This window comes from Halobellus sp. H-GB7 (assembly GCF_030848585.1).
Classification (GTDB): Archaea; Halobacteriota; Halobacteria; order Halobacteriales; family Haloferacaceae; genus Haloquadratum; species Haloquadratum inordinatus.
On sequence record NZ_JAVDDW010000003.1, the window covers coordinates 231,712 to 257,170 of the forward strand.

The window sequence follows — 25,459 nt, forward strand, 5'->3', positions numbered from 1 at the left end:
ACCGCTTACAATGAGTACACATTCGATCGCACGCTGTCCGATCAGATACGCGAAAGCGTGCAAACGCTGCTCTAATTCTTACGGGGCACGTGGCGAATACGTTCAGAGACAGAACCATAATTGATCAGTCATATTCTCCGAAGTGACACCAATAAAGATTATTTATATCTCTTATTTTTTGTTCATTAAACCACTTTTTACGTTTTTGGCCCTATTTATTATCAGATTATTTCGCTATAGGGGATAGAAAGTAGTAATCTTCAACCCCAATATTATAATTTATAATATATACTATATACTTCCACATTCAATACTAGTTCGGCAGTTGTAACTTCCAAAAGTTTCCGAGTCGATGTCCTCGCACTGCGGGGTCACCATATGAGGTGCTTCCAGCCGACCCCTGCGGGAATAGCGAGGTACCCTCGGCGAGAAACAGGTCGCAGTCAGCCGAGTTACGTCGGGCCGGTCGTGCTGCGTGGCTGCGGCGTCCGGCTGCTGCCCTCCCCGGACGCGAGCACGTCTTCGACGCGGTCGACAGCCGAAGCGAGATACTCGAGCGTCTCGTCGCGGTCGTCGGTGACGAGTGCGTCCGAGGGACTGGCGACCGACAACGACCCGAAGACGCGTTCGTCAGCCACGACCGGCATTCCGATGGCGTAGATCCCAGAGATGTCTTCACCCTGATTGACGGCGTAGCCGCGGGAACGGACGTATTCGAGTTCTTTACGGAGGTCAGTAGGACTGAGAGAGTCGTCGGCGGCCGGGTCGGCGTCGATGATTTCGGAGAGTCGGTCTTCCGGGAGGTGCGCGAGGATGGCTTTCCCGGCGGCCGTATGTGTGATCGACGACCAGTCGCCGACGAGCAAATCCGGGTTGTGCGTCGGGTTCGATCCAGCACCGTTGACGAACATCAGTTTTCCGTTCTCCTCGATCGCACACCAGGCGGTTTTCTGGGTTCGATCTGCGAGATTCTCGACAGCCTCTTTCGAGGCCGCATAGAATGGCTGTCGGGTCTTGACCGCGGTCCCGATGTGGAACCACTGGTGCGACAGCCGGTACGTGCCGCTGTCGTTGACGGCGTAGCCGTGGGCTTCGAGCGTCTGGAGGTGCCGGTGCGCCGTGCTCTTGGTGAGATCGAGCCGTTTAGCGACCTCCGTCACGCCGACCGGCCCCGCCTCAGCCATCGCTTCGACGATCCGAAAGAGCGTTTCGTCGGCCCCGACGAGATTTCCGGTCATAGATCAAGTTGACGTTGCGGCAAAATAAAGATGCGGTATAAGATCGAACGTCGGGGGCGTTCCCCTCGTCGAGAGCTAGTTCTTCTGGCCGCCGACGTAAACGACGCCGTCTTCCACGACGACCTCGTAGGTCGGCAGGGAGATGTCGTCGTTGGCGAGGTGGTCACCGGACTCGATGTCGTAGGACCACCCGTGCCACGGGCAGGAGATCACGCACTCGTCTTCGGAGTACGACTTCTCGACGCGCTGACCCGGCTCTTTGAACTCGCCGAGGAGCTTCCGGTGGGTCTTCCCGCTGCAGACGGGGCCGCCGTCGTGCATACAGTAGTTCTGCAGCGCGTAGAACTCGTCTTCGACCTGCAGCACGCCGACCTCGACGCCGCCGACGTCGACGAACTCGCGGTCGCCGTTCTCGAACTCGTCGGCGGGTTTGACTTCGACGAGATCGCTCATAGGCCGAACACCTCCTGGGCGTTCTTCGAGAGGACCATCTCGACTTCCTCCTCGGAGAGGAACGGCAGGTCCATCACGGTCGTCGGGCGGTCGTAGTCCCAGTGCGGGTAGTCGGAGGCGAACATCAGCTGGTCCGCGCCGACCATATCGATACACTTCTCGAGGTACTCGGGATCGGCCGAGATCTCGAGCGGCTGGGTGCCGTAGTAGAAGTCGGTGATGTACTCACCGGGCTTCTTCTCGAGGAGCGGCGCTTCCTCGGGGCGCTTGAGGTACTCCTCGTCGAGGCGCGTCATCAGGCCCGGGAGGTACGTCACGCCGGACTCCATGAAGGAGATGTCGAGATCGGGGAACTTCTCGGGGACGCCCTGCACGACGAGGCTCACGATCTGGGACATATTGGATTCGAGGAAGCCCAGCGTGTGCGTTTCGAGCATCTCCTGATAGCCGCCGCGGACGTACTCGTCGAGGCCCGCGCCGCCGGTGTGGAACACGGCCGCGAGATCCATATCCTCACAGCGCTCGTAGATCGGGTCGTACTTGCGGTTGCCGAGCGGGGGCGTCGCGCCAGCAGTGACGAAACACGCGCCCACGTACTCGTCGCGGTCCTCGATCCGGTCGAGGATCTCCATCGAGGCGTCGACGTCGTAGTACGGGATCGGGGCCAGACCGTGGATTCCGTCGTCGGGGTCGAGAACCTCCTCGCTCATATACTCGACGTACGCCTTCGCGAAGGCGGACTGGCGGGTGTCGTCCGCGATCGTCCCGGCGCCAGCGAGGATAAGGTGTGAGATCAGGAGCGTCTCGTCGACACCGATCGACTCCATCCCCTCGCGGATCCGCTCCGGCGTCTCGGGGGAATCGGGGTACGAGGAGTGTTCGCGCGTGATCTTGCCGTGCGCCTGACGGTCACCCGTCGAGAAGGGGAAGAAAGAGCTGAGGTTCTGCTTGGCCCCTTTCTCGTCGAAGTTGCTACCCTCGAACTTCGTCTTCCAGGGTTCTTCCATATACTCTGCGACGTCGTTGAACGACTCCATATAGTGGCAGTCGCAGTCGATTACGTGATACGCGTCGAGGTCTTCTTGCCGTCTCGACTCGGTATCTGCCTGGGACATACCCTTACCTTCGATCAATATGTAATAAAGCTACTGGTAACGCGCTGTTCTCGTTTCGGATTGACACCCCGAATCGTCAACTCCGGAACGCAGTCGTGCGGTTATCGAAGACTAAACCCCGACCAAAGACAGAGATATCCGATCTGCAACAGTTGTCCCGTAATTCGGGACGGAATTTGACGATGGATTTCACCGTGAGATGTCCTATGCCCGCTAACAGTCGTACCTTTGTTAGGGTGATTCGGACGCCGGATCGTATATTTGATCCGGTAAGTAGTATAAGAAATTATTATATTCTCTTGTAGTTTATATTTTCTTATACTATATTTTCCCGAGTATTTTCCCAATAGAGTTCAAATACCCGCTTTGTGTATTATTTTTCTAATTTTTGTATGTATATATTATATTTTAGACATTTATTTTAATATATTCGTGAAAGTATAGATTGTCGACAGAAATCGCAGTGAATGCACTCACAGCCGACCATCTGACATCAGATTGTCCCGTGATGCGGGATTTTTGGATCAGTTCGTTCCGAACACTGCGGATCGAATCGCGGGGCAAAGCGTGCTTTGACGTCGCATACGGGAGAGACAGACACGCGACGACCTGCCGATTCGAACTTTTTTTGACTGACCGGACAGTCAGTTCGAACAACGAAATGGAGCGCCCCGAATGACGACGGAGACGGCGACTCAAATACTGCACGCGACACACAGCGCACTCTCCAAGCACGGCTACGCAGAGCTCACGATGCAGGACATCGCCGACGAGACCGATCTGTGTAAGGCGTCTATTCACTATCACTACGACGGGAAGCACGATCTTCTCGTAGCGTACCTCGACCACCTCTACGAGCAGTTCGAAGACCGTATCGCGGAGCCGGCCGGTGAAACACCCGCAGAGCGACTCCGGGGTCTCGTCGGCGCACTCGTTACAGACCGATCCGACGCGCCGGCGTTTCAGACTGCCCTGTTAGAGATCAAGGCACAGTCGCCGCACGACGACGCGTTTCGAAGCCGACTGCAACGCTTCGACGACGCGTTTACCGCTGCGGTCCGCGAGGTCGTCGCCGAGGGAGTCGCAGACGGGACGTTCCACGAGGACGTCAATCCGGACGCAGTCGCGTCGTTCCTCACGACGTACGTCAACGGCGCGCAGACGCGCCACGCCGCAGTCGGGCACCCGCTCGACGATTCGGCCGCGGCCGTCGACGCCTACATCGACGAGGCGCTACGGGCAGACCAAGCTGCCACCACGGGGGGCGGTCCACCGTCTGAAACCGTAGACGTAGGGGGCACCGAATGAGCCTCGGTGAGCGACTGGGTTCGCTCTTCAAGGGTCCCGACGAGCTAAACCTGACGAGCGGCGGCATCGGTCGCCCGCTGTTCTTCCTATCGCTTCCGATCATCATCACGAACCTCCTGCAGACGGCCTACAACCTCGCGGACACCTTCTGGGTCGGCCAGTACAGCACGGAAGCGCTGGCGGCGATCAGTTTCGCGTTCCCGATGGTGTTCTTGCTCATCTCACTCGGGATGGGCCTGTCCGTGGCCGGGAGCGTCCTCGTCGCACAACACATCGGCGCCGACGAGGAGTCCGAAGCAGGGTACGCCGCATCCCAGACGGTCATCTTCTCGATACTCGGGTCGATACTGCTGGGGGCGCTGGGCTACGTCGCAGTCGGCCCGTTCATCCGCTTCCTCGGTGCCTCGCCGGCGGTCCACCCGCTCGCGACAGGCTATATGCAGGTGATCGCAGCCGGGCTGCCGTTTATGTTCGGCTTCTTCGTCTTTATCGCGCTGATGCGCGGCTACGGCGACACCGTCACGCCGATGCTCGTGATGTTCGGGTCCGTCGTGCTGAACATCGCGCTCGATCCGATCCTCATCTTCGGGTTCGACGGAAATCCGTTGTTCGGAATGCTGGGCCTCCGCGGGCTGGAAGCCTCGCTGTTCGCGACGACCGGATACACGGGCTCTGGGATCACTGGCGCGGCGATCGCGACGGTGTTCTCACGCGCGCTGGCGTTCGTCGTCGGCATCGCGGTGATGATCGAAGGGGTCCGCGGGGTCCGAATCCGACCGAGTCAGATGCGGCCGGACGTCGAGTACCTGCGACGGCTACTCGACATCGGTGTGCCGGCGTCAATCGAGGGAACTGGCCGGGCGCTCTCGGTGAACTTGCTGCTCCTCGTAGTGGGGATGTTCCCGACGACTGTGGTCGCCGCCTACGGAATCGGCGTGCGCGTGTTCTCGGTCATCTTCCTCCCTGCAATCGCTGTCGCCCGCGGGGTCGAGACGATGACCGGCCAGAATATCGGTGCGGAAAAGCCCGAGCGCGCCGGCGCAGCGGCCGACTTCGCCGCGAAGTGGATGCTCGTGATCCTGTCGGGCGCGGGCGTCGTCGCCCTGCTCGTGCCGCGGCCGATCATCGCCGTCTTCACGAACGATCCGGAGGTCGTTCGCGTCGGCGTTGACTTTCTCCGATTCGTGGCTCCCTCCTTCGGATTCATCGGCGTAATGCGGGCTTACACAGGGAGTTTCCGCGGTGCGGGGAAGACCCTGATCGCGGCCGCGATCTCGGTGATTATGCTAGGCTTCATTCGAATCCCGGTCGCCTACGTCGCCTCGCTCAACCTCGGATCGACGGGCATCTGGCTGGCGTTTCCCATCTCAAACGTCGCCGGAGCCCTCATCGCCTACGCGTGGTACCGCCGCGACACGTGGCGAACGGGGTCGGTTCGTCGGCCGACGCCGGCCGACGATTGAAGAGCGAATACTGACAGGGCGAAAATAAGCAGACGTGCAGCAGAAACGAGGTCGCGGCCGTTACAGGGTGTCGTCGTCAAGCCCGCCGGGGTCCGAGGCGGTGTCGAAGAGATTGTTCTCTGCGCCTTCCATAAAGTCGTCACCGGGCTCGCCCTCGTCGACGACGTCGACGTTGTAGGCGTCGATGCCCATACTGAGCAGTTCCTCGACGGCCTGTTCTTCGGTTACGAACTCTTCGTCGACCAGTTGCTCGAACTCGCTCAGCAGTTCGTCGGGGAGCGTCACTTCAACGATTGGCATTGGAGACTGCTTCGTACTCAGGGTACTTGAGTGGCAGGCTTCTCACCGCATCGCGACAGCGGGCACTCGGTGAGGAGATCGGGATCGTAGCGGTTGCGCGCCGTCATCCTGTCGAGTGTAGATTACCGGAGGACGCCGCCGAGCAAGCGGACACCGAGCATCAGGACGATGCCGCCGAGAAAGACGAGGAAGTAAAGTATCGAGCGGCGAACTCCGGTTTCCTGTTTGATTTCGGGGATCAGGTCAGAACTCGCGATGTAGATGAAGTTCCCCGCCGCGAACGATAGCAGTACCGACGGTAATCCGGTGACGACGTCCCCGAGAAAGAAGCCGACGACGCCGCCGAGGATCACAGTCGCCTGCGTGAGATAGTTGAGAACGAGCGCGCGCCGCCGCCCGAAGCCACCGTACACGAGCACGCCGAAATCTCCGATCTCCTGTGGGATCTCGTGGAGCGCGATCGCCAGTGTCGTGACGATTCCGAGCGGCGTGCCGAGGAGGAACGCCCCGGCGATCACGAGGCCGTCGATGAAGTTGTGAAGCGTATCGGAGACCAAGACCAGATACGAGACGGGTTCGTGCTCGTGCGTCGCCGCGTGGTGGTGATGCCAGTGAAGAAACTGTTCGAGTACGTAGAACAGACAGAAGCCGCCGATAAGAAATAGAAACAGGGGGAGGGTATCCGCCGATCCCGACTCGGCGATCGCACGCGGAAGCAAGTGGAGGAACGCGCCACCGATGAGACTGCCCGCGGCGAGCGCGACCAGGCCGAGCAACACCTGATCCACCAGTTCCTCGCGGAGGAACAGCGTGAGAACGCCGATCCAGGCGGTGAAACTGATACTGACGGTCGCGACGACGATAGCGCTGAGCGTGTCCATTCGTAGTTCCAGTAGCAGTCACATACGTCAGTTAAGGAGCCGATTCCTCGCTCAAGAAGGTCCGGTGGTGAGCGAGATAATCGTAGCCACCACCCAAGACGAGCCCATACACGACGTACGAGAGGAGCGTGATGCCGAGAAACGGGAGGTTCGCCCGCAGCGACTCCCCACCGAAGCCGACCGCGAAGAGCACGATGACGAGGTAGCCCGACCAGAGGATCAAGCCGTAGATCACGCCGTGCGTGAGGCCCGATTCGCCGGGAAGTCCCCACGTGAAGCCGCCAAATAGGAGCGGCCACGCCACGGCGAAGAGCAGCATAAACCACGTGAGCGTCAGGATAGTCGCCGTCAGTGTTTGCGGTCGACAGTATGGCGGACCACCGACGGCACACAGGCTGGTGAAGGTGGCGAACACGAACAGGTCCGTGCCGGCGAGGAGCACGTCGAACACAAGCAGAAGCGCCAAGAGGACGATGGTGGCTGCGATCCCGCCACCGAGGCTACTGCGAACTGGGTCCATACCGCCGAGTTCGCACGTACGTTAGAAAAGTATACACCGATTTACGGGTGACAAAGAGCGACATCGGCCACCGTGCCGTCACCTGGTTCGCGGGCGTTTTGTCAATCCTCCCAAACGTATTTGTAGACAGCCGGGTTTGTTGCTATCGTATGTCACAGACAGCCGCGGATGCGGAAACTGAGGAGACGGCCACCGAGGTCGCGACGGATGTCGACGCCGACGCGGGCTCGGAGACAGACGAGCCAACGATCGAGGAAGACCTCTTCGAGGAGGAGCTCAAGATCGACGGCATCTGTGGCGTGTACTGAGATGCCGACGACCGTCTCAAAGCCCGCACACATCAAATTCCGGCGGGAGGCCGACGGCGGGCTCGTGTACGACCACGAGAACTACGGGTACGAGGACGCCTCGATGTACGCCGTCAGCGACACCGTCATCGACGTGCTCGAATTCGTCGACGGCGAGCGGTCGCGCGAAGCCGTCGAAGCGGAGTTCTCGCCGGACGTCGTCGAGACACTCCTACAGCGGGGGGTGCTCAGCGATGGCGAGTGAGCCCCTATCGGCTCCGGTCACGATCACGTGGGAGGTCACGCTGGGCTGTAACCTCCACTGCGACCACTGTCTGTCGGGGAGCGGCCCTGGTCATCAGATGCCGAACGAACTCACCACCGCGGAGGCCAAATCGTTCATCGCCGAACTCGACGAGATGGACGTCTTCCAGGTGAACATCGGCGGCGGCGAGCCGTTCGTCCGTCCCGATATGCTGGAACTCCTCGAAGCACTCACGGCGCGGGACATCTCGACGTGCGTGAGCACGAACGGGACCCAGTTGGACGAGACGACGCTCGACCGCCTGGAGGCGATGGATCCGCTGTTCCTTCAGGTGAGTATGGACGGCCTGCGCGCCGAAAACGACGCCATCCGCGGTGAGGGCGTCTACGATCAGGTCGTCGACGCGCTCGAACGGTTGGAGGACCGCGACATCGGTACCACCGTCAACACGGTGGTCACCCGGCAGAACGTCGCCGACCTCCCCGAGATATACGAGTTCGCCGACGCACACGGCGCGGGCCTGCGTCTGAACCGCTTCCGTCCGAGCGGCCGCGGCGAGGACGCATGGGACGAGTTCCGTCTCGAAGCCGAGCAGATCCGGTTCCTCCACGAGTGGCTCGAAGACCACCAGGACGTCCGGACCGGCGATTCGTTCTTCTATCTGAACGCGCTCGGCGAGGTCAGAAACGACACGCTCAAACAGTGCGGTGCGGGCTCGATGACGTGTCTGGTCGACCCCGCGGGCGACGTCTACCCGTGTGCGTTCACGCAATGGGACCACCTCGCATCGGGGAACGTGATCGAGGACGGTTTCGAGACGGCGTGGAGCGAGATCGCGAACCTCCGGAGCCGGATCGACGACCACGAGGGATGTCCCGCGGTCGCGATGGGCAGTTCGGACCCGAACGGCGAGGATCCACAACTGCGGGCGATCCTCTCCGGTGACTGACCCGAGCGATGGAACCGTCCCACTCCTCGTCCGACGCAGGCGCCGAAGTCACCCGCAATTCGCCGCGGAGACGGACCGGGGCGAACGAACCCGATCCCATCGGCGACGACACGACACCGGCGCCAGAGCGTACCGATCAAAGCGCACCCGACCCGAGCGGGGAGTATCGACTGCGGGACGGTGTCGGCCTCGCCGATGACATCCTCGTCTCGAAGCGTCCGCTCACGGCGACGCGACTCAACGACGCCGCGGTCCACGTCGTCGACGCGCTAGGTCGCGAGAGCGCGTTCCGCGCACCTGAGGCAATCGCCCAGGAAACCGGGACGCGTCCGTCGTCGATTCGAACCCTGTGTGAGCGGCTTCACCAGCGCGGATTCCTGGAGTGGCGACCCGCGCGGGACCCCACTCACACGCCGCCGGTATCGGTCGTCGTCACGGTCCGAAACGATCGCGAACACCTGCGGGCGTGTCTGGACGCGCTCGCAGAGCTGGCGTATCCGACCTACGAGGTCGTCGTCGTCGACGACGGATCGACCGACGGCACTCCGGACGCTGCTGTGAACCATCGACTCGCCGACGAGCGGCGTATCCGAGTGGTCTCCGTCGGAACGGCGGACGAGCCGCTGGGTATCGGTGCTTCCCGAAATCGCGGCGTCGAGGTCACCGCCTACGGGGTCGTCGCGTTCACCGACGCCGACTGCCGACCGCGGCCGTCGTGGCTCGCCGATCTCGTGCCGCATCTTGCCGCGCACGACCTCGTCGGCGGGCGGATTCGTCCCGCAGGGGACGGCCCCGCGAGCGTCTACGAGGGGCACAACTCCTCGCTCGATATGGGGCCGCGGGCCTCCCGCGTCGATCCCGGGGGCGAGACGCCGTACCTCGCGACGGCGAACCTCGTCGGGCGGCGGGCGGTCTTCGAGGCGGTGCCTTTCCCCGAACGAAACGTCGCCGAGGACGTCGCCGTGTGTTGGGGCGCGCTGGAAGCGGGGTTCGACGTCGTCTACACGCCCGACGGCGTCGTCGAGCACGTGTATCGAACCGGAGTCCGGTCGTTCGCCCGACGGCGGACGGCGTACGGTGCGTCGGAAGCGCTCCTCGCGCGTGAGCAGGGACGCGAGGGGATGGACAGCGTCGAGATCTCGGCAATCGGCCTCACCGTCGTCGTGCTCGCGAGTGCCGGAATGGCAGCGACGGTCGCGGCTCCGCTTCCGGACTGGCTCACGGCAGCCGTGGTCGGAGTCGGTATCGCGCTCGCTGGCGTGGGCGCAATCGCTGGCGGTGCTGCCCGGTGGCGACAGTTCCGACGGCTCTCGCCGGCAATCACGCCAGGTGACGTCGTCGAGAGTTGGGCACGGGGACGTCTCTCGTCGGCGTACGCGCTCGCCCGCGAACTCACGCGGTACTACACCGGACCGCTGGTGACACTCGGCGGAGTCGGTGTGTTCGCCGGAGCGACCGGCGTGATCAATGGCGCCGAAGTGGGTGGGGCGATCCTCCTGTGTGCTGTCGCCGTCGCGATGACGCTCCCGCTGGGAGTCGAGTACCGCGTCTCGAATCCTGAGACGTCGGTTCTCGCCTACAGCACGTACTATCTCGCGGATCACCTCGGCTACCAGCGCGGCGTGTACAGGGGGGCGGTCGAACACCGAACGCTTTCGCACCTCCGCCCGACAGCCCGGTTCAGGCTCTCGGGAATCGGTGTGAAGGCGCTCAGACGCCTCAGAGCAGCTCGTTCTCCCTGAGGAACGCGACGACGCGGTCGGCAGCCTCCTCGGGGGGCGCGTCGATACGCTCGCCGGCGCTCTTGGTGTCGCCGCTGCCGCGGCCGAGCATCCGATAGATGCGTTCTTCGACGGTCCCCTGACGAGGCGGTCGCCCGCGACCCCAGCGCTCGTTCGGCCGGACGTTCTCGACGGTCGCGTTGCCGATGCTCATCGAGAACCGAGTTTCGCCGGGCACGACGGCTTCGAGGTCGCGCGTTTCGATCTCCGCGCGGCGCCCGGTGATGACGGTGTCCAGCGACGCCCGATCGGGGTCGGTGAATCCCGCGTCGACGCCGAGCACTGTCGGAAGCGCGGTGACGACGACCTCCTGCCGGCCGATCGCGAGCTTTCGCTGGACCACGAGTTCGTCGTCGTCCGCCTCGATATCCCCGTCGACGTCGATGTTCTCGGCCCCGAGGGCCGTGGCCCGCGTCGCGCAGGGCCAGTCGATGCGGGCAGCCGCGAGCGATGCAACCTCCGATCCGGCGAACGAGGACGTTTCGCCGACGAAGACGACGTCCGGCGACTCGCGAGCCGCGATGCGGGCGAGCGCCGTCGCATACTTCTCGCCGGCGATCTCTTCGATCGGGTCGAACGCGACGTGGACCCCACGGTTGGCACCACGTTCGAGCGCGGATCGGACGCTCGCGCGCGCCGGGTCGCCGCCGATGCCCACGGCGACGACGTCGTCTGCGACGTCGAGGGCGGCTTCCAGCGCCACGCGGTCGTCGATGCTGAGTTGCCAGCGGTACGGTTCGGCGTTGCCGTCGTCGTCGACGACGCGGTGCGGTTCGGGTCGTGCAGTGACGAGTGCCTTCATCGTGCGGTGTACCCCCCGTCGACTGGGATCGTCGCACCTGTGATGGCTTTCGCGTCGGACGAGGCCAGGAAGGCGACCGTGTGCGCGACGTCCGCGGGATCGGCCATCCCGAGCGGCGTCTCCTCGATCATCCGGTCGAGCGTGTCCGGAACGTCGCCGTCGTCCTCTGTGCCCGCTCCGCTGTCCATCGCCGCTTCGAGCATCGGCGTCTCGACGACGCCCGGACAGACCGTGTTCGCCCGGATCTCGGGCGCGTACTCGATGGCGATCGAACGCGTGAGCGACACCAGCGCACCTTTCGTCGCGGTGTAGATGTCCATTCCCGGTTCGGCGACGAGCGCCGCGATAGAGGCGTTGTTCACGACGACGCCGTGGCCGTCGCCGGTGTCCTGCATCGCCGGAATCGCGTGTTTGCACGCGTACATCGACCCCCGGAGATTGACGCCGGTGAGGAAGTCGTAGGCGTCGTCCGCGAGGTCGGTGACCGGACCGTCAGCCTCGCGAGAAGCGACGGCAGCGTTGTTGACGAGGACGTCCAGGCGTCCGAACTCCGCCTCGGCGTGGTCGACCATCCCGGCGACGGCGTCTTCGTCGCTCACGTCCGTCTCGACGAACGACGCGCCGCCGTCGCGCTCGCGGTCGATCTCGTCCACGAGTTCTGCGCCCTGCTCTTCGTCGAGGTCGGCGACGACGACGTCGGCCCCGCGCTCGGCGAGCACGCGGCAGGTCGCCGCGCCGATCCCGCTCGCGCCGCCTGTCACGACGGCGGTTCGATTGTCGAGGCGCATCGTCACCCGAAGTCGAACTCGACGCCCTTGCCGCCCTCTGATTTTGACCAGGAGACGGCCCCCTTCTCGGGGTCGTTCGCACAGAACACCATACACGCACCGCACTCGATGCAGGGCTCGTACGCGAAGTAGATCCCGCCTTCCTGATCCTCTTGGTAGTCGAAACACTGCGCCGGGCAGAGGTGGAGACAGGGCTTGTCCTCACAGGTGACGCACAGCTCGTTGTCGACGGTGATGTGGGCCTCCTCGCTCACGTCCCAGTTCACCGTCTCCAGGCTGTCCTGTACGCTCATCGCTCTCTCCCTCCGTGGATCGCCGTCGTTCGTGTGGTGTGTGAACTCATACCTGTTACCGGTGTCTCATTGGTGTCGAAAGGCATTGCTTTTTGGGTCGCTTCGGTCATAGCGAGCGGAACCCCCGGAAACCGTCTTTGAGTAGGTCCGTGACGCCCGCATCGCTCTGCTGGAAGGCGCGGAAGGCTTGTTTCCAGGTGAGACCCTCCGCGTCGCTGCCGGCGGAGTACATACCGCGGAGCGTCTCGATCGCGATCCCGGGATACGCCCCGTACATCCGCTCGTTCTTCAGGAATTCGGGGAGGTGACGGTGTTGCTTCATATCTTCGAGGACGTAGGAGTTCTCCAGGCGCTCGTCGTAACGTCGGCCGAACGCGTCCCAGTTGCCGTCGCGCGTGCGCTCGATGGCGGCCTCGGCGGCCTCCAGCCCGCTCTTGATGCCGTAATCGAGCCCGCGGAAGGTGTAGCCCTTGTTCAAGACGAGACCCGCGGCGTCGCCGACGAGCGCCACGCGGCGATCGTAGCGGTCCGGGAGCGTGTCGTAGGAGTGCTCGGGGACTAAGATCCCCTGATACTCTTCGAGCGCGTCGCCCTTGACGTACGGGCGGACCGTGTCGAGTTCCATAAATTCCTCTAAGAGACCGTACAGCGGCGTTCCCGTCCCGCCGTAGCCCTGCTCACCGAGCCACCGAAGGGTTTCGAGGCCGCCGACCGCGCCGACAGAGAGGTACTCCTCGAAGGTGTAGATGAAGTAGCCGATCGTCGGCGCGTCCTCGGGGTAGCCGGTGTAGATGTACGCCGCGCCCTCGTCGCTGTCGAGGTTGAACCGCTCGTCGATAGTGTCGCGGCCCACGTCGAGGACCTTCTTCACCGAGAGCGCCATATCCTCGTTTCGCATCGTCCGCTGGATCCCGGTCGCGCGGCCGACCGTGGTGTTCACGCCGTCCGCACCGATGACCGCGTGACACGAGAGGTCGCCGTTCGGGCGGTCCGTGTGGACCACAGCGCGGTCGGAATGCTGGCTGACGTCCTTCACCGTCGTCTCCGGGAGAAAGATCGTTCCCTCGTCGACGGCGCGCTCGACGAACCACTGATCGAACTTCCCGAGCATCAGGGTGTAGTTCGGTTCCTCGCGCAGCGACAGGTCTCGGTAGCCGATCGAGACCTCGGCGTCGCCGTGGAGGAGTTTGATGTTGTGTTCGACGACGTGCCGCTCCAAGGGCGCTTCCTCGGGGAACTCCGGGACGAGTTCGTCGAGGATCTGTCCGTAGAGGACGCCGCCGGTGATGTTCTTCATCCCCGGCTGTTTAGCGCGTTCGACGAGGGCGACGTCGAGGCCCTCGGTCGCGAGTTTGTACGCCGCCGCGGTCCCGGCCCGTCCCGATCCGACGACCACGACGTCGAAGTCGACGTCGGTCATTCCCGCACCTCCTCGGGGGAGCCCTCAGCACCAGGATCGACGACGCGCTCGCCACCGTCGCCGACCGCCTCTGTCTCGCCCGTCCCCGGTTCGCTCTCGGCTTCGGCTTTCGCGTCTCGGATCGCGTTCGCGAGCGCCGGCGCGTACTCGTACGCGTCGCCAACGATGCCGATATCAGCGAAGTTGAAGATGCGAGCGTCGGGATCGGAGTTGATCGGGATCAGGTACTCCGCGTTCACCGAGCGCATATGGTAGGAGTCACCGGATATAGCACACGGAACGTACAGTTCGACGTCGATCTCCTTTCCCGTGACGCCGATCTGTCGATCGTAGGCTACCCAGCCCTCGTCGGAGGGCGGCCGAGACGCGCCCACCGCCGCCCCGACGGCGTCGGCGAGGTCCTCGATAACCTCGAAGCCGTCGGGGCCGCCGAGGCCGAACCCGCCGGCGACGATGCGGCGTGCCTTCGCTAAGTCCGCTTCTGGCACGTCGAACGTCTCGACGTGCCGGAGTCGGTCGTCGTCCGCGACGCTCACCTCGACTTCGCGAACCGATGGGGAGCCGGTCGGCGGGGCCGCCGGCGACCCGAGTGCCTCGGTGTTCAGCGTCACGACGGGCGGGCCGCCCTCGAAGGAGAGTTCGGCGTAGGCGCGCCCGCCGTAGGCCTGCCGCCCCGCAGTCAGTTCGCCGTCGCGGACCCGGAGCAGGCAGTCGGTGACGCAGCCACCCCGGAGCCGCCGCGCCGTCGCCGCCGCGAGATCGGCACCGTCGGCGGTATCAGGCAGTAGAACGACACGGGGGTCGTCTGCGACCGCCACGATCGCCTCGGCACGGGCCCGAACACCGGCGGCCCCAGCAGCGAACTGCTCGTCGCCGTCGCGTACGACGTGGACGACTTCGTCCGGGTTCGCACTCGCCAGTTCGTCCGGATCGACGAGGCCCTCGAAGGCGACGGTGACGACGGCCGGTGAGTCGCCGTCGGTCTCCGCAAGTTCCTCAGCCAGCCGGTGTGCTTCCTCGAGCAGCGCCACGTCGTCGGATTCGGGGACGATGAGTATTGCACCTGTCATACCGAAAGCTCCCGTGCGAGCATCTCGCCGTCGTAGATCGCCTTGTCGATCAGTCGGGGGGCGACGCAGTCGCCGATGCGGTGGACCGCGTCCCCGTCGACGCCCTGCTTGCGAATCGATTCGGCGAGGCCGGTCCGGGCCTCGCGGCGCGCTGCGACCACGAGCGAGTCGGCCTCGACCGTCGTCATCTCTTCTGAGTAGACGTTGAGCAACTGCGCGGCGTTGTCCTCGAAGCCGATGACTGTCGTGTGGGTCACGATGTCGACGTCGTTCTCGTAGAGCGTCTCCAGGAAGGGCGGGACGTTCGTCCCCTCAAGTTGGTCGCCCGGATGGTAGGAGGTCGTCACGAACGTCACGTCGCGGTCGGCGTCGACGAGGTACTCCGCGACGCCGACGCCCGCGGCGTGCTTGTTGTTGTCGAAGACGACGACGCTGTCTCCGACCGACTCGCCCTGGAGCACGTCCCACGAGCGGTGGACGTCCGGGCCGGCGAGTTCGGGTTGCTTTTCGGTCGCGCCGGTGGCGATCACGATCTCGTCCCACGACTCGCCGGCGACGTCCGCCGCCGTGACCTCTGTGTCGGTCTCGACGGTGACGTCCCGGTTCCCCAACTGATTGAGGAGGTTGCGAACGGCGTCGCCGAACTCCCGGCGGGAGTCGACCTGCGTGGCGATGTTCGATTGGCCGCCGAGTTCGGACTCCCGCTCGCGGATTGTCACGTGGTGGCCGAGATCGGCCGCCGTCACCGCGAAGGAAAGCCCTGCCGGCCCACCGCCGACGACCAGCACCCGTCTCGGGGCCGGGGCGTCGTCGACGTCCTCGACGTGCGGAATCTTCGTCTCCCGCCCGGACCGCGGGGTCTGGATGCACCCGACGTGTCCGTTGGTGTGGATGCCGCCGAGGCAGTTCTGATTGCACGCGATACAGTGTGTCACTTCCTCGTCCTCGCCGCGTCGGACCTTCCGGACGGTGTCGGCGTCACAGATGAGCTGTCGGCACATCCCGATGAAGTCCGCGCGTCCCTCTTCGAGGACGTCGTTGGCCTTCGTGAGGTCGTTGATCCGCCCGGCGGCGATGACGGGAATGTCGAGCAGTTCGCGGGCCGCGCCGTAGTACTCCGAGGTATACCCCAAGGGGGCGTGCATCGGCGCGTCGGTGATGTGGAGTTTCGAGATGGTGGCGATGTCCGAATCGAGGAAGTCGAGGCTCGGGTGAAGTCGGCGGAGGACCTCGACCGCGTAGTCGTAGTCGTAGCCGCCTTCCTCCATCTCGTCCAGCGTCAGGCGGATCCCGACTGGGAAATCGTCGCCGACGCGGTCGCGGATCGCCTCGACGACCTCGTTCACCAGTCGGACGCGGTTGTCGATCGAGCCACCGTACTTGTCGGATCGGGTGTTGTACTTCGGCGAGAGGAACTGTCGGAGGATGCCGTCGTGGCCGGCTTTGAGTTCGATACCGTCGAGGCCGCCTTCCTTGACGTGTTCGGCAGTCTTCGCGAACCCGAGTTTGACCTCCTCGATGTCTTCGAGTTCCATCCGTTTCGGCATCTCGTAGCCGAACTCGGAGGGCACTGCCGAGGGGGCCCAGGTCTCGCGCATCGCGTGTTCGCCGGAGTCTTCGCCGCCGGTGTGCTGGAGTTGGGCGAACACTTTCGTCCCGTGTTCGTGGCAGGCGGCGCCGATTTCCTTTAATCGCGGTACGACGTCCGGATCGTAGCCCGCAGCGTACATCGGGTTCGAGGCGCTCGGGTGGACGAGCATACTTGACGGGCCGATGATAAGTCCGACGCCCCCGCGGGCCCTCGCCTCGTAGTACGCGGCGTCTCGCTCCGTCGGGAGTCCGTCTTCGGCGAACCCCGTCTCGTGGGCGAGAAACACCGTCCGGTTCGGGATGGTGACGGACCCGATCCGTCGCGGCGTGAAGAGCATATCTGTCATAATTTTGATTGAGTGACGTTACCTAACATACAATAGTGAGAGAGACGATAAAGATGTACCGCTCGTGACACGGGGTCGTGACCATCTTGACCGCTAATTGTTTAAGATACCGTATCTTGTGTGTATTATTGTTATGGACGTATCGTACCCGTTCACCGCTGTCGTCGATCAGGCCGCGATGATGCGCGCGCTGCTCGTCAACGCGATCAACCCGGACGTCAGCGGCGTGCTCATCCGCGGCGAACGCGGGACGGGAAAGTCGACCGCAGTCCGTGCGCTCACCGAGGTCCTCCCGGAACAAGCGGTCGTCTCGGACTGTCCGTACGGGTGCCCGCCGGACGACTACGAACGGATGTGTTCGGAGTGTCGCGAGCGTGTCGACGCCGGCGAGAAGCTCCCGACCGAGACCCAACGGATTCGGGTGGTCGACCTCCCGCTCAACGCCTCCGAAGACCGCGTCGTCGGCAGCATCGACCTCCAGACCGCCGTCCGGGAGGGTCGCCCGCGATTCGAGCCGGGGATTCTCGCCGAAGCGAACCGGAACATCCTCTACGTCGACGAGGTGAACCTCCTCGACGACCACATCGTCGACGTGCTCTTGGACGCCGCCGCGATGGGCGAGAACATCGTCGAACGCGAGGGCGTCTCCGTCCGCCATCCGGCGGAGTTCGTCCTCGTCGGCACGATGAACCCCGAAGAAGGCGGCCTCCGTCCCCAACTCCTTGATCGGTTCGACGTCGTCGTCGACGTCACCGCGAGCGACGACGTCGACGAGCGCGTCGAGATCGCCGCGCGCCGCGAGCGGTTCGACGCCGACCCCGAAGCGTTCCGAGCGGACTACCGCGAGGAGCAACGCGCGCTCGCCGACCGACTGCGGGCGGCTCGGGATCGCCTCGGCGACGTTCAGATCGACGAAGAACTGCTCAGGGACGCGTCCTACGAGGCACTTCGTCAGCGCGCCCACGGGATGCGAGCGGACATCGCAGTCGAGCGCGTGGCGCGGTCGATCGCGGCTCTCGAAGGGGCGTCGGAGGCGACGTCCGCCCACGTGAAAGAAGCGCAGTACTTCGTGTTCCCGCACCGCGTCGAGGGCGTCGCCGAGATGAGCTTCGGCGAAGGGGTGCTCTCGACCGGCGGCGACGAGGAGCCGGAGGCGGGCGAAGAAGACGACGAGAGCGACACCGAAGGCGACGAGAGCCTCGACACCGAGGCCGGCGGGATTCCGATCGCCGAGGGCGAGGACTCCTACACGGTCGATCGAACGGCGATCGAGCCGACGAAGGACCGGACGATGCGCGACGCACTCGCCCGGCGGACGCCCTCGCGCGTGGACGTGAGAAGCGGACGGTACGTCCGGTCGCGACTGCAGGAGGACGTCGACGACGTCGCGATCGACGCGACCGTTCGGGCGGCCGCGCCGCATCAGCACCGGCGTACCGAGGGCCGACGCGGCGGCCTCGTGATCGAACCGCGGGACCTCCGCCAGAAGATCCGCGAGCGGACCGCCCGCGCACTCGTCGTGTTCGTCGTCGACGCGAGCGGGAGCGTGATGAGCGGGCGGCAGATGATGGAGACGAAGCGGGGCCTGCTCTCGCTCGTCGAGGACGCCTATCGGGCGCGGGACCGCGTCGCCGTCGTCGTCTTCCGCGGCGAAGACGCGTTCACACTCGTCGAACCGACCCGGAACCACCGAATGGCCCGCGACGCCGTCTCGAGGCTGACGGTCGGCGGGAACACGCCGCTGGCACACGGTCTTGTCGAAGCGTACCGTCTCGTACAGCGCGAGCGACGTCGCGATCAGGACCTCTACCCGCTCGTCGTGCTGCTATCTGACGGTCAGACGAACGTCGAGTACCGCGAGGACGGGGACGCGAAGGAGGACGCCTTCCGCGCGGCCGCGCTGTTCGACGAAGACGACATCCCCTCGGTGTTCGTCGACACCGGCTACGAACTCGACACGACGCCCGACCAGATCTGGACCGACCGGAAGGCAGAGCGGATGAAGCGCAAGCGGTTCGAGCGGAACCTCACCTTCGCGGAGACGATGGGCGCGGACTACCTGCCGCTGGTCGAACTCCCACGGGACGCGACGCTGCCGACGGAAGTCGAAGAAGAGGAGGGACAGTTCGCGTGAGCAGCCGAGAGGCAAGTGCGGCGACGCGGCCGCGGCTGCGGGCCGACCGACGCACCGGCCCCGACCGAGACGGCGACCGACGAATCGACCGGAAACCGACGACGTAGACGAAGCACGCTGACGAAGACCAATGACGAATCACGAAACCACACACGAGGCGGCGGCGACCGAGGGACAGGAGACCACGAACCAGACGTTCCCCTTCACCGCGATCGTCGACCAAGAGGAGATGAAGCGTGCGCTCGTGCTCAACGCGATCAACCCCGACATCGGCGGCGTGCTCATCCGCGGGGAGCGTGGCACGGCGAAGTCGACGGCCGTCCGGGCGCTCGCGGACGTGCTGCCCGATCACGAGGTCGTCTCGGACTGTCCGTACGGCTGTCCGCCGGACGACTACGAACGGATGTGCTCGGAATGTCGCGAGCGCGTCGACGCCGGCGAGGAGCTACCGACGCGGACCCAACCGATGCGGGTCGTCGACTTGCCGCTCAACGCCTCCGAGGACCGCGTCGTCGGCAGTATCGACCTCGAACGCGCGGTCCAAGAAGGTGAACGACAGTTCGAGCCGGGGATTCTCGCAGAGTCGAATCGAAATATCCTCTACGTCGACGAGGTGAACCTCCTCGACGATCACATCGTCGACGTGCTCTTAGACGCCGCCGCGATGGGCGAGAACATCGTCGAACGCGAGGGCGTCTCGTTCCGCCATCCGGCAGAGTTCATCCTCGTCGGCACGATGAACCCGGAGGAGGGGGACCTGCGGCCACAACTGCTCGATCGGTTCGGACTGGTCGTCGACGTCGCAGGCGTCAACGAAGTCGGCGACCGCGTGGAGATCAGCCAGCGACGCGCCGCATTCGACGCCGATCCCGACGCGTTCAGGGCGGAATACGTCCCGGCGCAGCGGGAGTTGCGAGCAGATATCGTCACTGCGGAGGAACGGCTCCCGGACGTGACGCTCGACGACGCCATCGCGCGGCTGATCGCGGGAATGAACATCGAACTCGACGTCGACGGCCACCGCGGCGACATCACGCTCCGGCGCGCCGCGCGGACGCTGGCGGCCTTCGAGGGCGACAGCGAGGTTTCGGCGCGCACCGTGCGGCGAGTCGCGCGGATGTCGCTGGAGCACCGGCTACAGCGGCTCCCGTTCGAGGAAGAAGAGCAAGACGTAATGAGCGTGTTCCACGAGGTCCGGCGGGAACTCGGCCTCGAAGACTGATACTGTCGGACAGAAGTCCGTGAACCGTTTTGGCCCCCACGGGGTGGCGATACGCTTCACATAGTTCTGTCCGGCAGTGTGACCACGGTTCGACGAAGGGGCCCCGAGCGACATCGGAAAGCATCGATTATCGACTGAGGCCCACGCGAGGAGCGTCGAGAGCCGCTCTCTATTCTGTGTTTATAACAACATAACGGTTTATAGTTAGTTGTCCCACATTCTTATTATCCGTGAAATTGAAATTTGGATGGGGATGGATAGCACAAGTCGTGACTAGTTCCATTCCCGGAGCCAACAATGCCAGAGTACGACTTCAGCGGGAAAGTCGCGTTCGTCACCGGTGCCGGGCGCGCCCAAGGACGGTCACACGCACAGCACTACGCCAGACACGGTGCCGACGTCGTCGTCACCGACATCTGTGAGAACATCGAGACGAACCCCTACGACCTCAGTTCGTCAGACGACCTCGCAGAGACAGCCAATCTCGTCGAAGACGAGGGCCAAGAAGCCCTGAAGATCGAGATGGACGTACGCGAGGAGGCGGAAGTAGAGGCCGCCGTCGAGGAGGCGATCGACGAGATGGGGAAGATCGACTTCCTCGCCAACAACGCGGGGATCTTCAACGCGGCCGATATGACGGAGATGCCCGAACAACAGTGGGACGAGATGATCGATACGAACCTCAAAGGCGTGTGGCTCTGCAGCAAGCACGTCGGGAAACACTTTATTGAGCGCGGCGACGGCGGCAAGATCGTCTCGACCTCCTCGGCCGCTGGACTGGTCGGGAGTCCCTCTGCCGGACACTACGTCGCGACCAAGCACGGCGTGATCGGCCTGACGAAGACGCTGGCGCTCGAACTCGCCGAGTACGACGTCAACGTCAACGCCGTCTGCCCGACCGGTGTCGACACCGAGATGATCTCGGGATTCGCGGAAGCCTACGGCCAAGAGATGATGGACGAGATGGGAGCGTTCAGCGGCCCCTGGAGCGTCTTCGAAGGCGTCGATATGATCGAGGAGACGGACATCAGCGAGGCGTATATGTGGCTCTCCAGCGACGCCGCCCGCTACGTCACTGGTATTGCACTCCCGGTAGACGCGGGTATGACCGCAAAATAGAGCAGAACAATGGTAGAATACGACTTCAGCGGCAAGGTGGCGTTCGTCACCGGCGCCGCACACGGCCAAGGCAGATCGCACGCACAGCACTACGCGAAGCACGGTGCCGACGTCGTCGTCACCGACATCGGCCACAACGTGGACTCGGTTCCCTACGACCTCGGCACGAGCGACGAGCTCGACGAAACGGCCAGTCTCGTCGAGGACGAGGGGCAAGAAGCCCTCGCGATCGAGATGGACGTCCGCGACGAGAGCCAAGTCGAGGCCGCCGTCGAGGAAGCCGTCGACGAGATGGGGAAAATCGACTTCCTCGCGAACAACGCCGGCATCGAGTCGATCGCCGACGGTGTCGAGATGGACGAGATGACGTGGGACGAGATGATCGACACGAACCTGAAAGGCGTGTGGCTCTGCTCGAAGCACGTCGGCCAGCACTTCATCGAGCGTGGCGACGGCGGGAAAATCGTCTCGACCTCCTCGACCGCCGGCCAAGTCGGCATTCCGGGCAACGCGCACTACGTGTCGGCCAAGCACGGCGTCGTCGGCCTCACGAAGACGCTGGCACTCGAACTCGCCGAGTACGACGTCAACGTCAACTGCATCGGCCCGACGGGCATCGAGACGCCGATGATTGCGGGGATGACCGAAGCCTACGGCGACGAGGTCCTCGAAGAGATCGGCGCGATGACCGGTCCGTGGAACGTCTTCGGCGACGGCGGGATGCTCGACGCATCGGACATCAGTGAAGCGTATATGTGGCTCTCCAGCGACGCCGCACGCTACGTGACCGGGATTTACCTCCCGGTCGACGCTGGATTCCTCGCGAAATAAGAGAGAAAGACAATGGTAGAATACGACTTCAGCGGCCAGGTGGCATTCGTCACCGGTGCCGCACACGGCCAAGGCAGATCGCACGCACAGCACTACGCAAAACACGGCGCCGACGTCGTACTCACGGACATCAACGAAAATATGGACACCGTGAAGTACGACCTCGGCACGCCCGAGGAACTCGAAGAGACGGCTAGCATCGTCGAGGACGAGGGGCAAGAGGCCCTCACGGTTCAGATGGACGTCCGCGACGAAGCCGAGGTGGAAGCCGCAGTCGACGAGGCGCTCGACGAGTTCGGACACATCGACATCCTCGCCAACAACGCCGGCATCGCGCACTTCGGCGACCTCGTCGAGATGGACGAGGCGATGTGGGACGAGATGCTGGACACGAACCTCAAAGGCGTCTGGCTCTGCTCGAAGCACGTCGGCAAACACTTCGTCGAGCGCGGCGACGGCGGCAAGATCGTCTCCACGTCGTCGATCTACGGCAAGGTCGCCGGTCCCGGATCTGGCCACTACATCGCCGCCAAACACGGCGTACTCGGACTGACGAAGACGCTCGCGCTCGAACTCGCCGAGTACGACGTCAACGTCAACGCCGTCTGCCCGACCGGCGTGAACACGCCGATGATCGACGGCGTGATGGAAGCCTACGGTGAGGAGGCCCTCGAAGAAGCGACGGAGATGACCGGCCCGTGGAACATCTTCGAAGACGGCGGGATGATCGAGGCGAGCGACATCAGCGAGGCGTATATGTGGCTCTCCAGCGACGCCGCCCGCTACGTGACCGGCATCGGCCTGCCCGTCGACGCCGGAATGCTCGCGAAATAGGTGAGAGGGATGGTAGAATACGACTTCAGCGGCCAGGTGGCGTTCGTCACCGGCGCCGCGCACGGCCAAGGCAGATCGCACGCACAGCACTACGCCAAACACGGCGCCGACGTCGTCGTCACCGACATCGGCCACAACACCGAGACAGTGCCGTACGACCTCGGAACGAGCGACGAACTCGACGAGACCGCGAGCCTGGTAGAGGACGAAGGGCAAAACGCGCTCGCCATCGAAGTCGACGTCCGCGAGGAGAGCCAGGTCGAGGCCGCCGTCGAGGAGGCCATCGACGAGTTCGGACACATCGACATCCTCGCTAACAACGCCGGCATCGTGACCATCTCGGATCTGGTCGAGATGGACGAGGCGACGTGGGACGAGATGATCGACACGAACCTGAAGGGCGTCTGGCTCCCCTCGAAGCACGTGGGGAAGCACTTCGTCGAGCGCGGCGACGGCGGCAAGATCGTCTCGACCTCCTCGACCGCAGGGCTCGTCGCCTCAGTCGGCGCCGGGCACTACACGGCCGCGAAACACGGCGTGCTCGGGTTGACGAAGACGCTGGCGCTCGAACTCGCCGAGTACGACGTCAACGTCAACGCCGTCTGTCCGACGGTCGTGAACACGCCGATGATCTCGGGGATGACCGAGGCCTACGGCGAGGAAGTCCTCGCGTCGATGGGCGAACTGACGGGGCCGTTCAACGTCTTCGACACCGAAGACCCCGGAATCGAGGCGAGCGACATCAGCGAGGCGTATATGTGGCTCTCCAGCGAGGCCGCCCGCTACGTCACCGGTATCGGCCTCCCCGTCGACGCCGGCTTCTCCTCGAAGTAGGAGCGAGCGCGACGGGTCGCAGGCTTTTTTGATGCTTTTCAGTCGGCAGATTCCCACGGGAGCCGTGGGTTCTCCGCGCTCCAGAACGACGCCAGCCCGACAGCCAGCGCGACGCCCGCCAGAAACGCGGCCGCGAGCGTCGCTCCACTGATCGCGTCGCGAAAGAGCCACGCGAGCGCACCCGCGATGGCGGCGTTCACACTCCCCCAGAGCACGTTCAGCACGGCGCTGGAGTCGGATCCGAACGGCGTCATATGTCGCTTCCCGGTGATCCCTTGCACGAAGTGCGGGATCGCATTCGTGCCGAATAAGCCGACGACGACGAAGACGACGAGCGAATCGAGAGTCGCCATAGGACTACGAGTAGTCCCTCAGACCTCTATTTCGGTCACGTCGCTGATCTCGTACTGCGTGATTGTGGGTTCACCGGCGAGCAGTTCGGGGAGTTTCGCTTCCAGTTCGTGGTAGTGGTCCGTCTGCGCGTGTGCCTCGAAGGCTTCGGCGTCCTCGTACCGTTCGATGAATCGGATCGTGTTCTCTTCTTGGAGATCGGCCGCGGCCCGATATTCGAGGATTCCCGGTTCCTGGTTCGACTCCTCGACCATCGTCTCGAAGAGATCGAGCGCTTCTGCACGGCGGTCCGGGTCAATCGGGAAATACGCGTGGACGACGAGCATCACGGTGCTATATCCATTGGAATGTTGAAATATATTTGGGAGATGATCACAAGCTAGATGCGGCCGGGAATCCAACACCGGAACGTGCCGACCTACGACTTCAGCGGTCAGGTCGCCTTCGTGACCGGCGCCGGACGCGGGCAGGGGCGCTCGCACGCCGTCGCCTACGCCGAACACGGCGCCGACGTCGTCGTCACCGGACTGAGTCGCGGGATCGAGACCTCACAGTACCCGCTAGCGACCGCGGACGACTTAGACGAGACGGTCCGTCGCGTCGAAGCCACCGGACAGCGAGCACTACGGCTTCGAGTCGACGTCCGCGACGAGGCGGCGGTCGAAGCCGCCGTCGGGAGGGCCGTCGACGAAATGGGAAAGATCGACATCCTCGCCAACAACGCCGGGATCTGGAACGTCACCGACCTCGTCGAGATGGACGAACGCCGGTGGGACGAGCTGGTCGACTCGAACCTCAAGGGTGCGTGGCTCTGTGCGAAGCACGTCGGCCAGCACTTCATCGACCGCGGCGAGGGAGGGAGGATCGTCTCGACGGCGTCGACCGCCGGCCTCGTCGGGTCGAAGGGATCAGGGCACTACGCGGCGGCGAAACACGGCGTCGTCGGATTGACGAAGGCGCTCGCGCTCGAACTCGCCGAGTACGACGTCACCGTCAACGCGGTTGCCCCGACCGGGGTCGCCACGCCGATGATCGACGGCATCCTCGAAACCGTCGGCGAGGCGGCACTGAACGCCGTCTCCGACGCCAGCGGGTCGATGAACGTCTTGGACGAACAGCTTATCGACCCGCGCGACGTGACCGAGGCGTACCTGTGGCTCGCAAGCGACGCCGCCCGTTACGTCACCGGCGTGACGCTCCCGGTCGACGCCGGGATGCTCGCAAAGTGAATGCGCGCTCGCGCCAACCGTGCCGTCGAATGCGG

The 25,459-nt window shown here is 64.0% G+C and carries 27 protein-coding genes; 13 read left to right on the forward strand and 14 right to left on the reverse strand.

From position 1 onward, the window contains the following. Positions 1-452: 452 nt before the first annotated feature. The 3 genes from RBH22_RS07940 to RBH22_RS07950 all read right to left on the reverse strand — a co-directional run bounded on the left by RBH22_RS07940 (position 453) and on the right by RBH22_RS07950 (position 2,806). Positions 453-1,238 carry an IclR family transcriptional regulator gene (locus RBH22_RS07940; protein ID WP_306677123.1) on the reverse strand — a complete coding sequence of 262 codons (786 nt, stop codon included), beginning with the start codon at positions 1,236-1,238 and terminating at the stop codon, positions 453-455. A gap of 75 nt (positions 1,239-1,313) precedes the next feature. Further along, the gene (locus RBH22_RS07945) at positions 1,314-1,691 is read right to left on the reverse strand and encodes a Rieske 2Fe-2S domain-containing protein (protein ID WP_256290078.1); all 378 of its coding nucleotides are present in this window, start codon (positions 1,689-1,691) and stop codon (positions 1,314-1,316) included. Next, the gene (locus tag RBH22_RS07950; protein WP_121569671.1) at positions 1,688-2,806 is read right to left on the reverse strand and encodes an amidohydrolase family protein; all 1,119 of its coding nucleotides are present in this window, start codon (positions 2,804-2,806) and stop codon (positions 1,688-1,690) included. Before RBH22_RS07950 ends, RBH22_RS07945 begins: the two co-directional genes overlap by 4 nt. 675 nt (positions 2,807-3,481) lie before the next feature. On the opposite strand from RBH22_RS07950, the gene RBH22_RS07955 reads away from it, so the two are divergent. Further along, on the forward strand, positions 3,482-4,114 hold the full coding sequence (locus tag RBH22_RS07955; RefSeq protein ID WP_306677124.1) for a TetR/AcrR family transcriptional regulator: 633 nt from the start codon (positions 3,482-3,484) through the stop codon (positions 4,112-4,114). After that, positions 4,111-5,577 carry an MATE family efflux transporter gene (locus RBH22_RS07960; protein WP_306677125.1) on the forward strand — a complete coding sequence of 489 codons (1,467 nt, stop codon included), beginning with the start codon at positions 4,111-4,113 and terminating at the stop codon, positions 5,575-5,577. Before RBH22_RS07955 ends, RBH22_RS07960 begins: the two co-directional genes overlap by 4 nt. Positions 5,578-5,637: 60 nt before the next feature. Here the strand turns inward: RBH22_RS07960 and RBH22_RS07965 are convergent, their stop codons facing one another. The 3 genes from RBH22_RS07965 to RBH22_RS07975 form a co-directional block, all read right to left on the reverse strand. Further along, positions 5,638-5,877, reverse strand: coding sequence for a hypothetical protein (locus tag RBH22_RS07965; protein ID WP_121569674.1), 240 nt, complete (start codon positions 5,875-5,877; stop codon positions 5,638-5,640). A 122-nt stretch (positions 5,878-5,999) separates the two neighbouring features. Further along, complete coding sequence (locus RBH22_RS07970) at positions 6,000-6,758, reverse strand: ZIP family metal transporter (RefSeq protein WP_306677126.1); 759 nt, start codon at positions 6,756-6,758, stop codon at positions 6,000-6,002. 31 nt (positions 6,759-6,789) lie between these two features. Next, the gene (locus RBH22_RS07975) at positions 6,790-7,278 is read right to left on the reverse strand and encodes a DUF6789 family protein (RefSeq protein WP_306677127.1); all 489 of its coding nucleotides are present in this window, start codon (positions 7,276-7,278) and stop codon (positions 6,790-6,792) included. 149 nt (positions 7,279-7,427) lie between these two features. Between RBH22_RS07975 and mftA the strand changes: the two genes are divergently transcribed. From mftA to RBH22_RS07995, 4 genes are read left to right on the forward strand one after another with little or no spacing between them, the layout of a single operon-like run. Next, positions 7,428-7,586: a mycofactocin precursor MftA gene (gene mftA, locus RBH22_RS07980; protein WP_306677128.1), complete on the forward strand. Its 159-nt coding sequence runs from the start codon at positions 7,428-7,430 to the stop codon at positions 7,584-7,586. Position 7,587: 1 nt separating this feature from the next. Then, the gene (gene mftB2, locus RBH22_RS07985; protein ID WP_306677129.1) at positions 7,588-7,830 is read left to right on the forward strand and encodes a mycofactocin biosynthesis chaperone MftB2; all 243 of its coding nucleotides are present in this window, start codon (positions 7,588-7,590) and stop codon (positions 7,828-7,830) included. Next, positions 7,820-8,779: a mycofactocin radical SAM maturase gene (mftC, locus tag RBH22_RS07990; protein WP_256290069.1), complete on the forward strand. Its 960-nt coding sequence runs from the start codon at positions 7,820-7,822 to the stop codon at positions 8,777-8,779. Before mftB2 ends, mftC begins: the two co-directional genes overlap by 11 nt. 8 nt (positions 8,780-8,787) lie before the next feature. Next, a complete protein-coding gene (locus tag RBH22_RS07995; protein WP_306677130.1) occupies positions 8,788-10,521 on the forward strand; it encodes a glycosyltransferase in 1,734 nt (577 codons plus the stop codon). On the opposite strand, the gene RBH22_RS08000 is transcribed toward RBH22_RS07995, so the two are convergent. From RBH22_RS08000 to RBH22_RS08025, 6 genes are all read right to left on the reverse strand, one after another. Continuing rightward, complete coding sequence (locus RBH22_RS08000; RefSeq protein ID WP_306677131.1) at positions 10,499-11,362, reverse strand: hypothetical protein; 864 nt, start codon at positions 11,360-11,362, stop codon at positions 10,499-10,501. The two genes, RBH22_RS07995 and RBH22_RS08000, sit on opposite strands and share 23 nt — an antisense overlap. Then, entirely contained in the window at positions 11,359-12,150 is a 792-nt protein-coding gene (locus RBH22_RS08005; RefSeq protein WP_256290066.1) for a glucose 1-dehydrogenase, read from the reverse strand. The genes RBH22_RS08000 and RBH22_RS08005 overlap by 4 nt, the downstream gene beginning before the upstream one ends. Before the next feature lie 2 nt (positions 12,151-12,152). Continuing rightward, a complete protein-coding gene (locus RBH22_RS08010; RefSeq protein ID WP_256290065.1) occupies positions 12,153-12,443 on the reverse strand; it encodes a hypothetical protein in 291 nt (96 codons plus the stop codon). 106 nt (positions 12,444-12,549) lie between these two features. Then, positions 12,550-13,863, reverse strand: a complete 1,314-nt coding sequence (locus RBH22_RS08015) for an FAD-dependent oxidoreductase (RefSeq protein ID WP_256290064.1) — start codon at positions 13,861-13,863, stop codon at positions 12,550-12,552. Next, on the reverse strand, positions 13,860-14,933 hold the full coding sequence (locus RBH22_RS08020) for an electron transfer flavoprotein subunit alpha/FixB family protein (protein ID WP_306677132.1): 1,074 nt from the start codon (positions 14,931-14,933) through the stop codon (positions 13,860-13,862). Before RBH22_RS08020 ends, RBH22_RS08015 begins: the two co-directional genes overlap by 4 nt. Continuing rightward, positions 14,930-16,870, reverse strand: coding sequence for an FAD-dependent oxidoreductase (locus tag RBH22_RS08025; RefSeq protein WP_306677133.1), 1,941 nt, complete (start codon positions 16,868-16,870; stop codon positions 14,930-14,932). Before RBH22_RS08025 ends, RBH22_RS08020 begins: the two co-directional genes overlap by 4 nt. A 133-nt stretch (positions 16,871-17,003) precedes the next feature. Between RBH22_RS08025 and RBH22_RS08030 the strand changes: the two genes are divergently transcribed. The 6 genes from RBH22_RS08030 (at position 17,004) to RBH22_RS08055 (ending at position 23,844) form a co-directional block, all read left to right on the forward strand. Then, on the forward strand, positions 17,004-19,004 hold the full coding sequence (locus RBH22_RS08030) for a VWA domain-containing protein (RefSeq protein WP_306677134.1): 2,001 nt from the start codon (positions 17,004-17,006) through the stop codon (positions 19,002-19,004). Between the two features lie 130 nt (positions 19,005-19,134). Continuing rightward, on the forward strand, positions 19,135-20,226 hold the full coding sequence (locus RBH22_RS08035; RefSeq protein WP_306677135.1) for an AAA family ATPase: 1,092 nt from the start codon (positions 19,135-19,137) through the stop codon (positions 20,224-20,226). 297 nt (positions 20,227-20,523) lie between these two features. After that, entirely contained in the window at positions 20,524-21,345 is an 822-nt protein-coding gene (locus tag RBH22_RS08040; protein WP_306677136.1) for a mycofactocin-coupled SDR family oxidoreductase, read from the forward strand. Between the two features lie 9 nt (positions 21,346-21,354). Next, on the forward strand, positions 21,355-22,176 hold the full coding sequence (locus tag RBH22_RS08045) for a mycofactocin-coupled SDR family oxidoreductase (RefSeq protein ID WP_306677137.1): 822 nt from the start codon (positions 21,355-21,357) through the stop codon (positions 22,174-22,176). 12 nt (positions 22,177-22,188) lie between these two features. Then, positions 22,189-23,010, forward strand: a complete 822-nt coding sequence (locus RBH22_RS08050; RefSeq protein ID WP_306677138.1) for a mycofactocin-coupled SDR family oxidoreductase — start codon at positions 22,189-22,191, stop codon at positions 23,008-23,010. Positions 23,011-23,019: 9 nt separating this feature from the next. Further along, entirely contained in the window at positions 23,020-23,844 is an 825-nt protein-coding gene (locus RBH22_RS08055) for a mycofactocin-coupled SDR family oxidoreductase (RefSeq protein WP_306677139.1), read from the forward strand. Between the two features lie 38 nt (positions 23,845-23,882). On the opposite strand, the gene RBH22_RS08060 is transcribed toward RBH22_RS08055, so the two are convergent. After that, on the reverse strand, positions 23,883-24,197 hold the full coding sequence (locus RBH22_RS08060) for a hypothetical protein (protein ID WP_306677140.1): 315 nt from the start codon (positions 24,195-24,197) through the stop codon (positions 23,883-23,885). Between the two features lie 18 nt (positions 24,198-24,215). After that, a complete protein-coding gene (locus tag RBH22_RS08065; RefSeq protein ID WP_256290051.1) occupies positions 24,216-24,521 on the reverse strand; it encodes a putative quinol monooxygenase in 306 nt (101 codons plus the stop codon). 57 nt (positions 24,522-24,578) lie between these two features. Between RBH22_RS08065 and RBH22_RS08070 the strand changes: the two genes are divergently transcribed. Further along, positions 24,579-25,424, forward strand: coding sequence for a mycofactocin-coupled SDR family oxidoreductase (locus RBH22_RS08070; RefSeq protein ID WP_256290050.1), 846 nt, complete (start codon positions 24,579-24,581; stop codon positions 25,422-25,424). Positions 25,425-25,459 lie beyond the last annotated feature (35 nt).

Coding starts and splice junctions, on each gene's coding strand:
- mftA (WP_306677128.1), top strand. CDS start 7,428: ATGTCACAGACAGCCGCGGATGCGGAAACTGAGGAGACGGCCACCGAG.
- RBH22_RS07940 (WP_306677123.1), bottom strand. CDS start 1,238: ATGACCGGAAATCTCGTCGGGGCCGACGAAACGCTCTTTCGGATCGTC.
- RBH22_RS07960 (WP_306677125.1), top strand. CDS start 4,111: ATGAGCCTCGGTGAGCGACTGGGTTCGCTCTTCAAGGGTCCCGACGAG.
- RBH22_RS08050 (WP_306677138.1), top strand. CDS start 22,189: ATGGTAGAATACGACTTCAGCGGCCAGGTGGCATTCGTCACCGGTGCC.
- RBH22_RS08040 (WP_306677136.1), top strand. CDS start 20,524: ATGCCAGAGTACGACTTCAGCGGGAAAGTCGCGTTCGTCACCGGTGCC.
- RBH22_RS08010 (WP_256290065.1), bottom strand. CDS start 12,443: ATGAGCGTACAGGACAGCCTGGAGACGGTGAACTGGGACGTGAGCGAG.
- RBH22_RS08020 (WP_306677132.1), bottom strand. CDS start 14,933: ATGACAGGTGCAATACTCATCGTCCCCGAATCCGACGACGTGGCGCTG.
- RBH22_RS07975 (WP_306677127.1), bottom strand. CDS start 7,278: ATGGACCCAGTTCGCAGTAGCCTCGGTGGCGGGATCGCAGCCACCATC.
- RBH22_RS08005 (WP_256290066.1), bottom strand. CDS start 12,150: ATGCGCCTCGACAATCGAACCGCCGTCGTGACAGGCGGCGCGAGCGGG.
- RBH22_RS08070 (WP_256290050.1), top strand. CDS start 24,579: ATGCGGCCGGGAATCCAACACCGGAACGTGCCGACCTACGACTTCAGC.
- mftC (WP_256290069.1), top strand. CDS start 7,820: ATGGCGAGTGAGCCCCTATCGGCTCCGGTCACGATCACGTGGGAGGTC.
- RBH22_RS08045 (WP_306677137.1), top strand. CDS start 21,355: ATGGTAGAATACGACTTCAGCGGCAAGGTGGCGTTCGTCACCGGCGCC.
- RBH22_RS07965 (WP_121569674.1), bottom strand. CDS start 5,877: ATGCCAATCGTTGAAGTGACGCTCCCCGACGAACTGCTGAGCGAGTTC.
- RBH22_RS08000 (WP_306677131.1), bottom strand. CDS start 11,362: ATGAAGGCACTCGTCACTGCACGACCCGAACCGCACCGCGTCGTCGAC.
- RBH22_RS07995 (WP_306677130.1), top strand. CDS start 8,788: ATGGAACCGTCCCACTCCTCGTCCGACGCAGGCGCCGAAGTCACCCGC.
- RBH22_RS07955 (WP_306677124.1), top strand. CDS start 3,482: ATGACGACGGAGACGGCGACTCAAATACTGCACGCGACACACAGCGCA.
- RBH22_RS08060 (WP_306677140.1), bottom strand. CDS start 24,197: ATGGCGACTCTCGATTCGCTCGTCGTCTTCGTCGTCGTCGGCTTATTC.
- mftB2 (WP_306677129.1), top strand. CDS start 7,588: ATGCCGACGACCGTCTCAAAGCCCGCACACATCAAATTCCGGCGGGAG.
- RBH22_RS08065 (WP_256290051.1), bottom strand. CDS start 24,521: ATGCTCGTCGTCCACGCGTATTTCCCGATTGACCCGGACCGCCGTGCA.
- RBH22_RS08035 (WP_306677135.1), top strand. CDS start 19,135: ATGACGAATCACGAAACCACACACGAGGCGGCGGCGACCGAGGGACAG.
- RBH22_RS07950 (WP_121569671.1), bottom strand. CDS start 2,806: ATGTCCCAGGCAGATACCGAGTCGAGACGGCAAGAAGACCTCGACGCG.
- RBH22_RS08030 (WP_306677134.1), top strand. CDS start 17,004: ATGGACGTATCGTACCCGTTCACCGCTGTCGTCGATCAGGCCGCGATG.
- RBH22_RS08055 (WP_306677139.1), top strand. CDS start 23,020: ATGGTAGAATACGACTTCAGCGGCCAGGTGGCGTTCGTCACCGGCGCC.
- RBH22_RS07970 (WP_306677126.1), bottom strand. CDS start 6,758: ATGGACACGCTCAGCGCTATCGTCGTCGCGACCGTCAGTATCAGTTTC.
- RBH22_RS08025 (WP_306677133.1), bottom strand. CDS start 16,870: ATGACAGATATGCTCTTCACGCCGCGACGGATCGGGTCCGTCACCATC.
- RBH22_RS07945 (WP_256290078.1), bottom strand. CDS start 1,691: ATGAGCGATCTCGTCGAAGTCAAACCCGCCGACGAGTTCGAGAACGGC.
- RBH22_RS08015 (WP_256290064.1), bottom strand. CDS start 13,863: ATGACCGACGTCGACTTCGACGTCGTGGTCGTCGGATCGGGACGGGCC.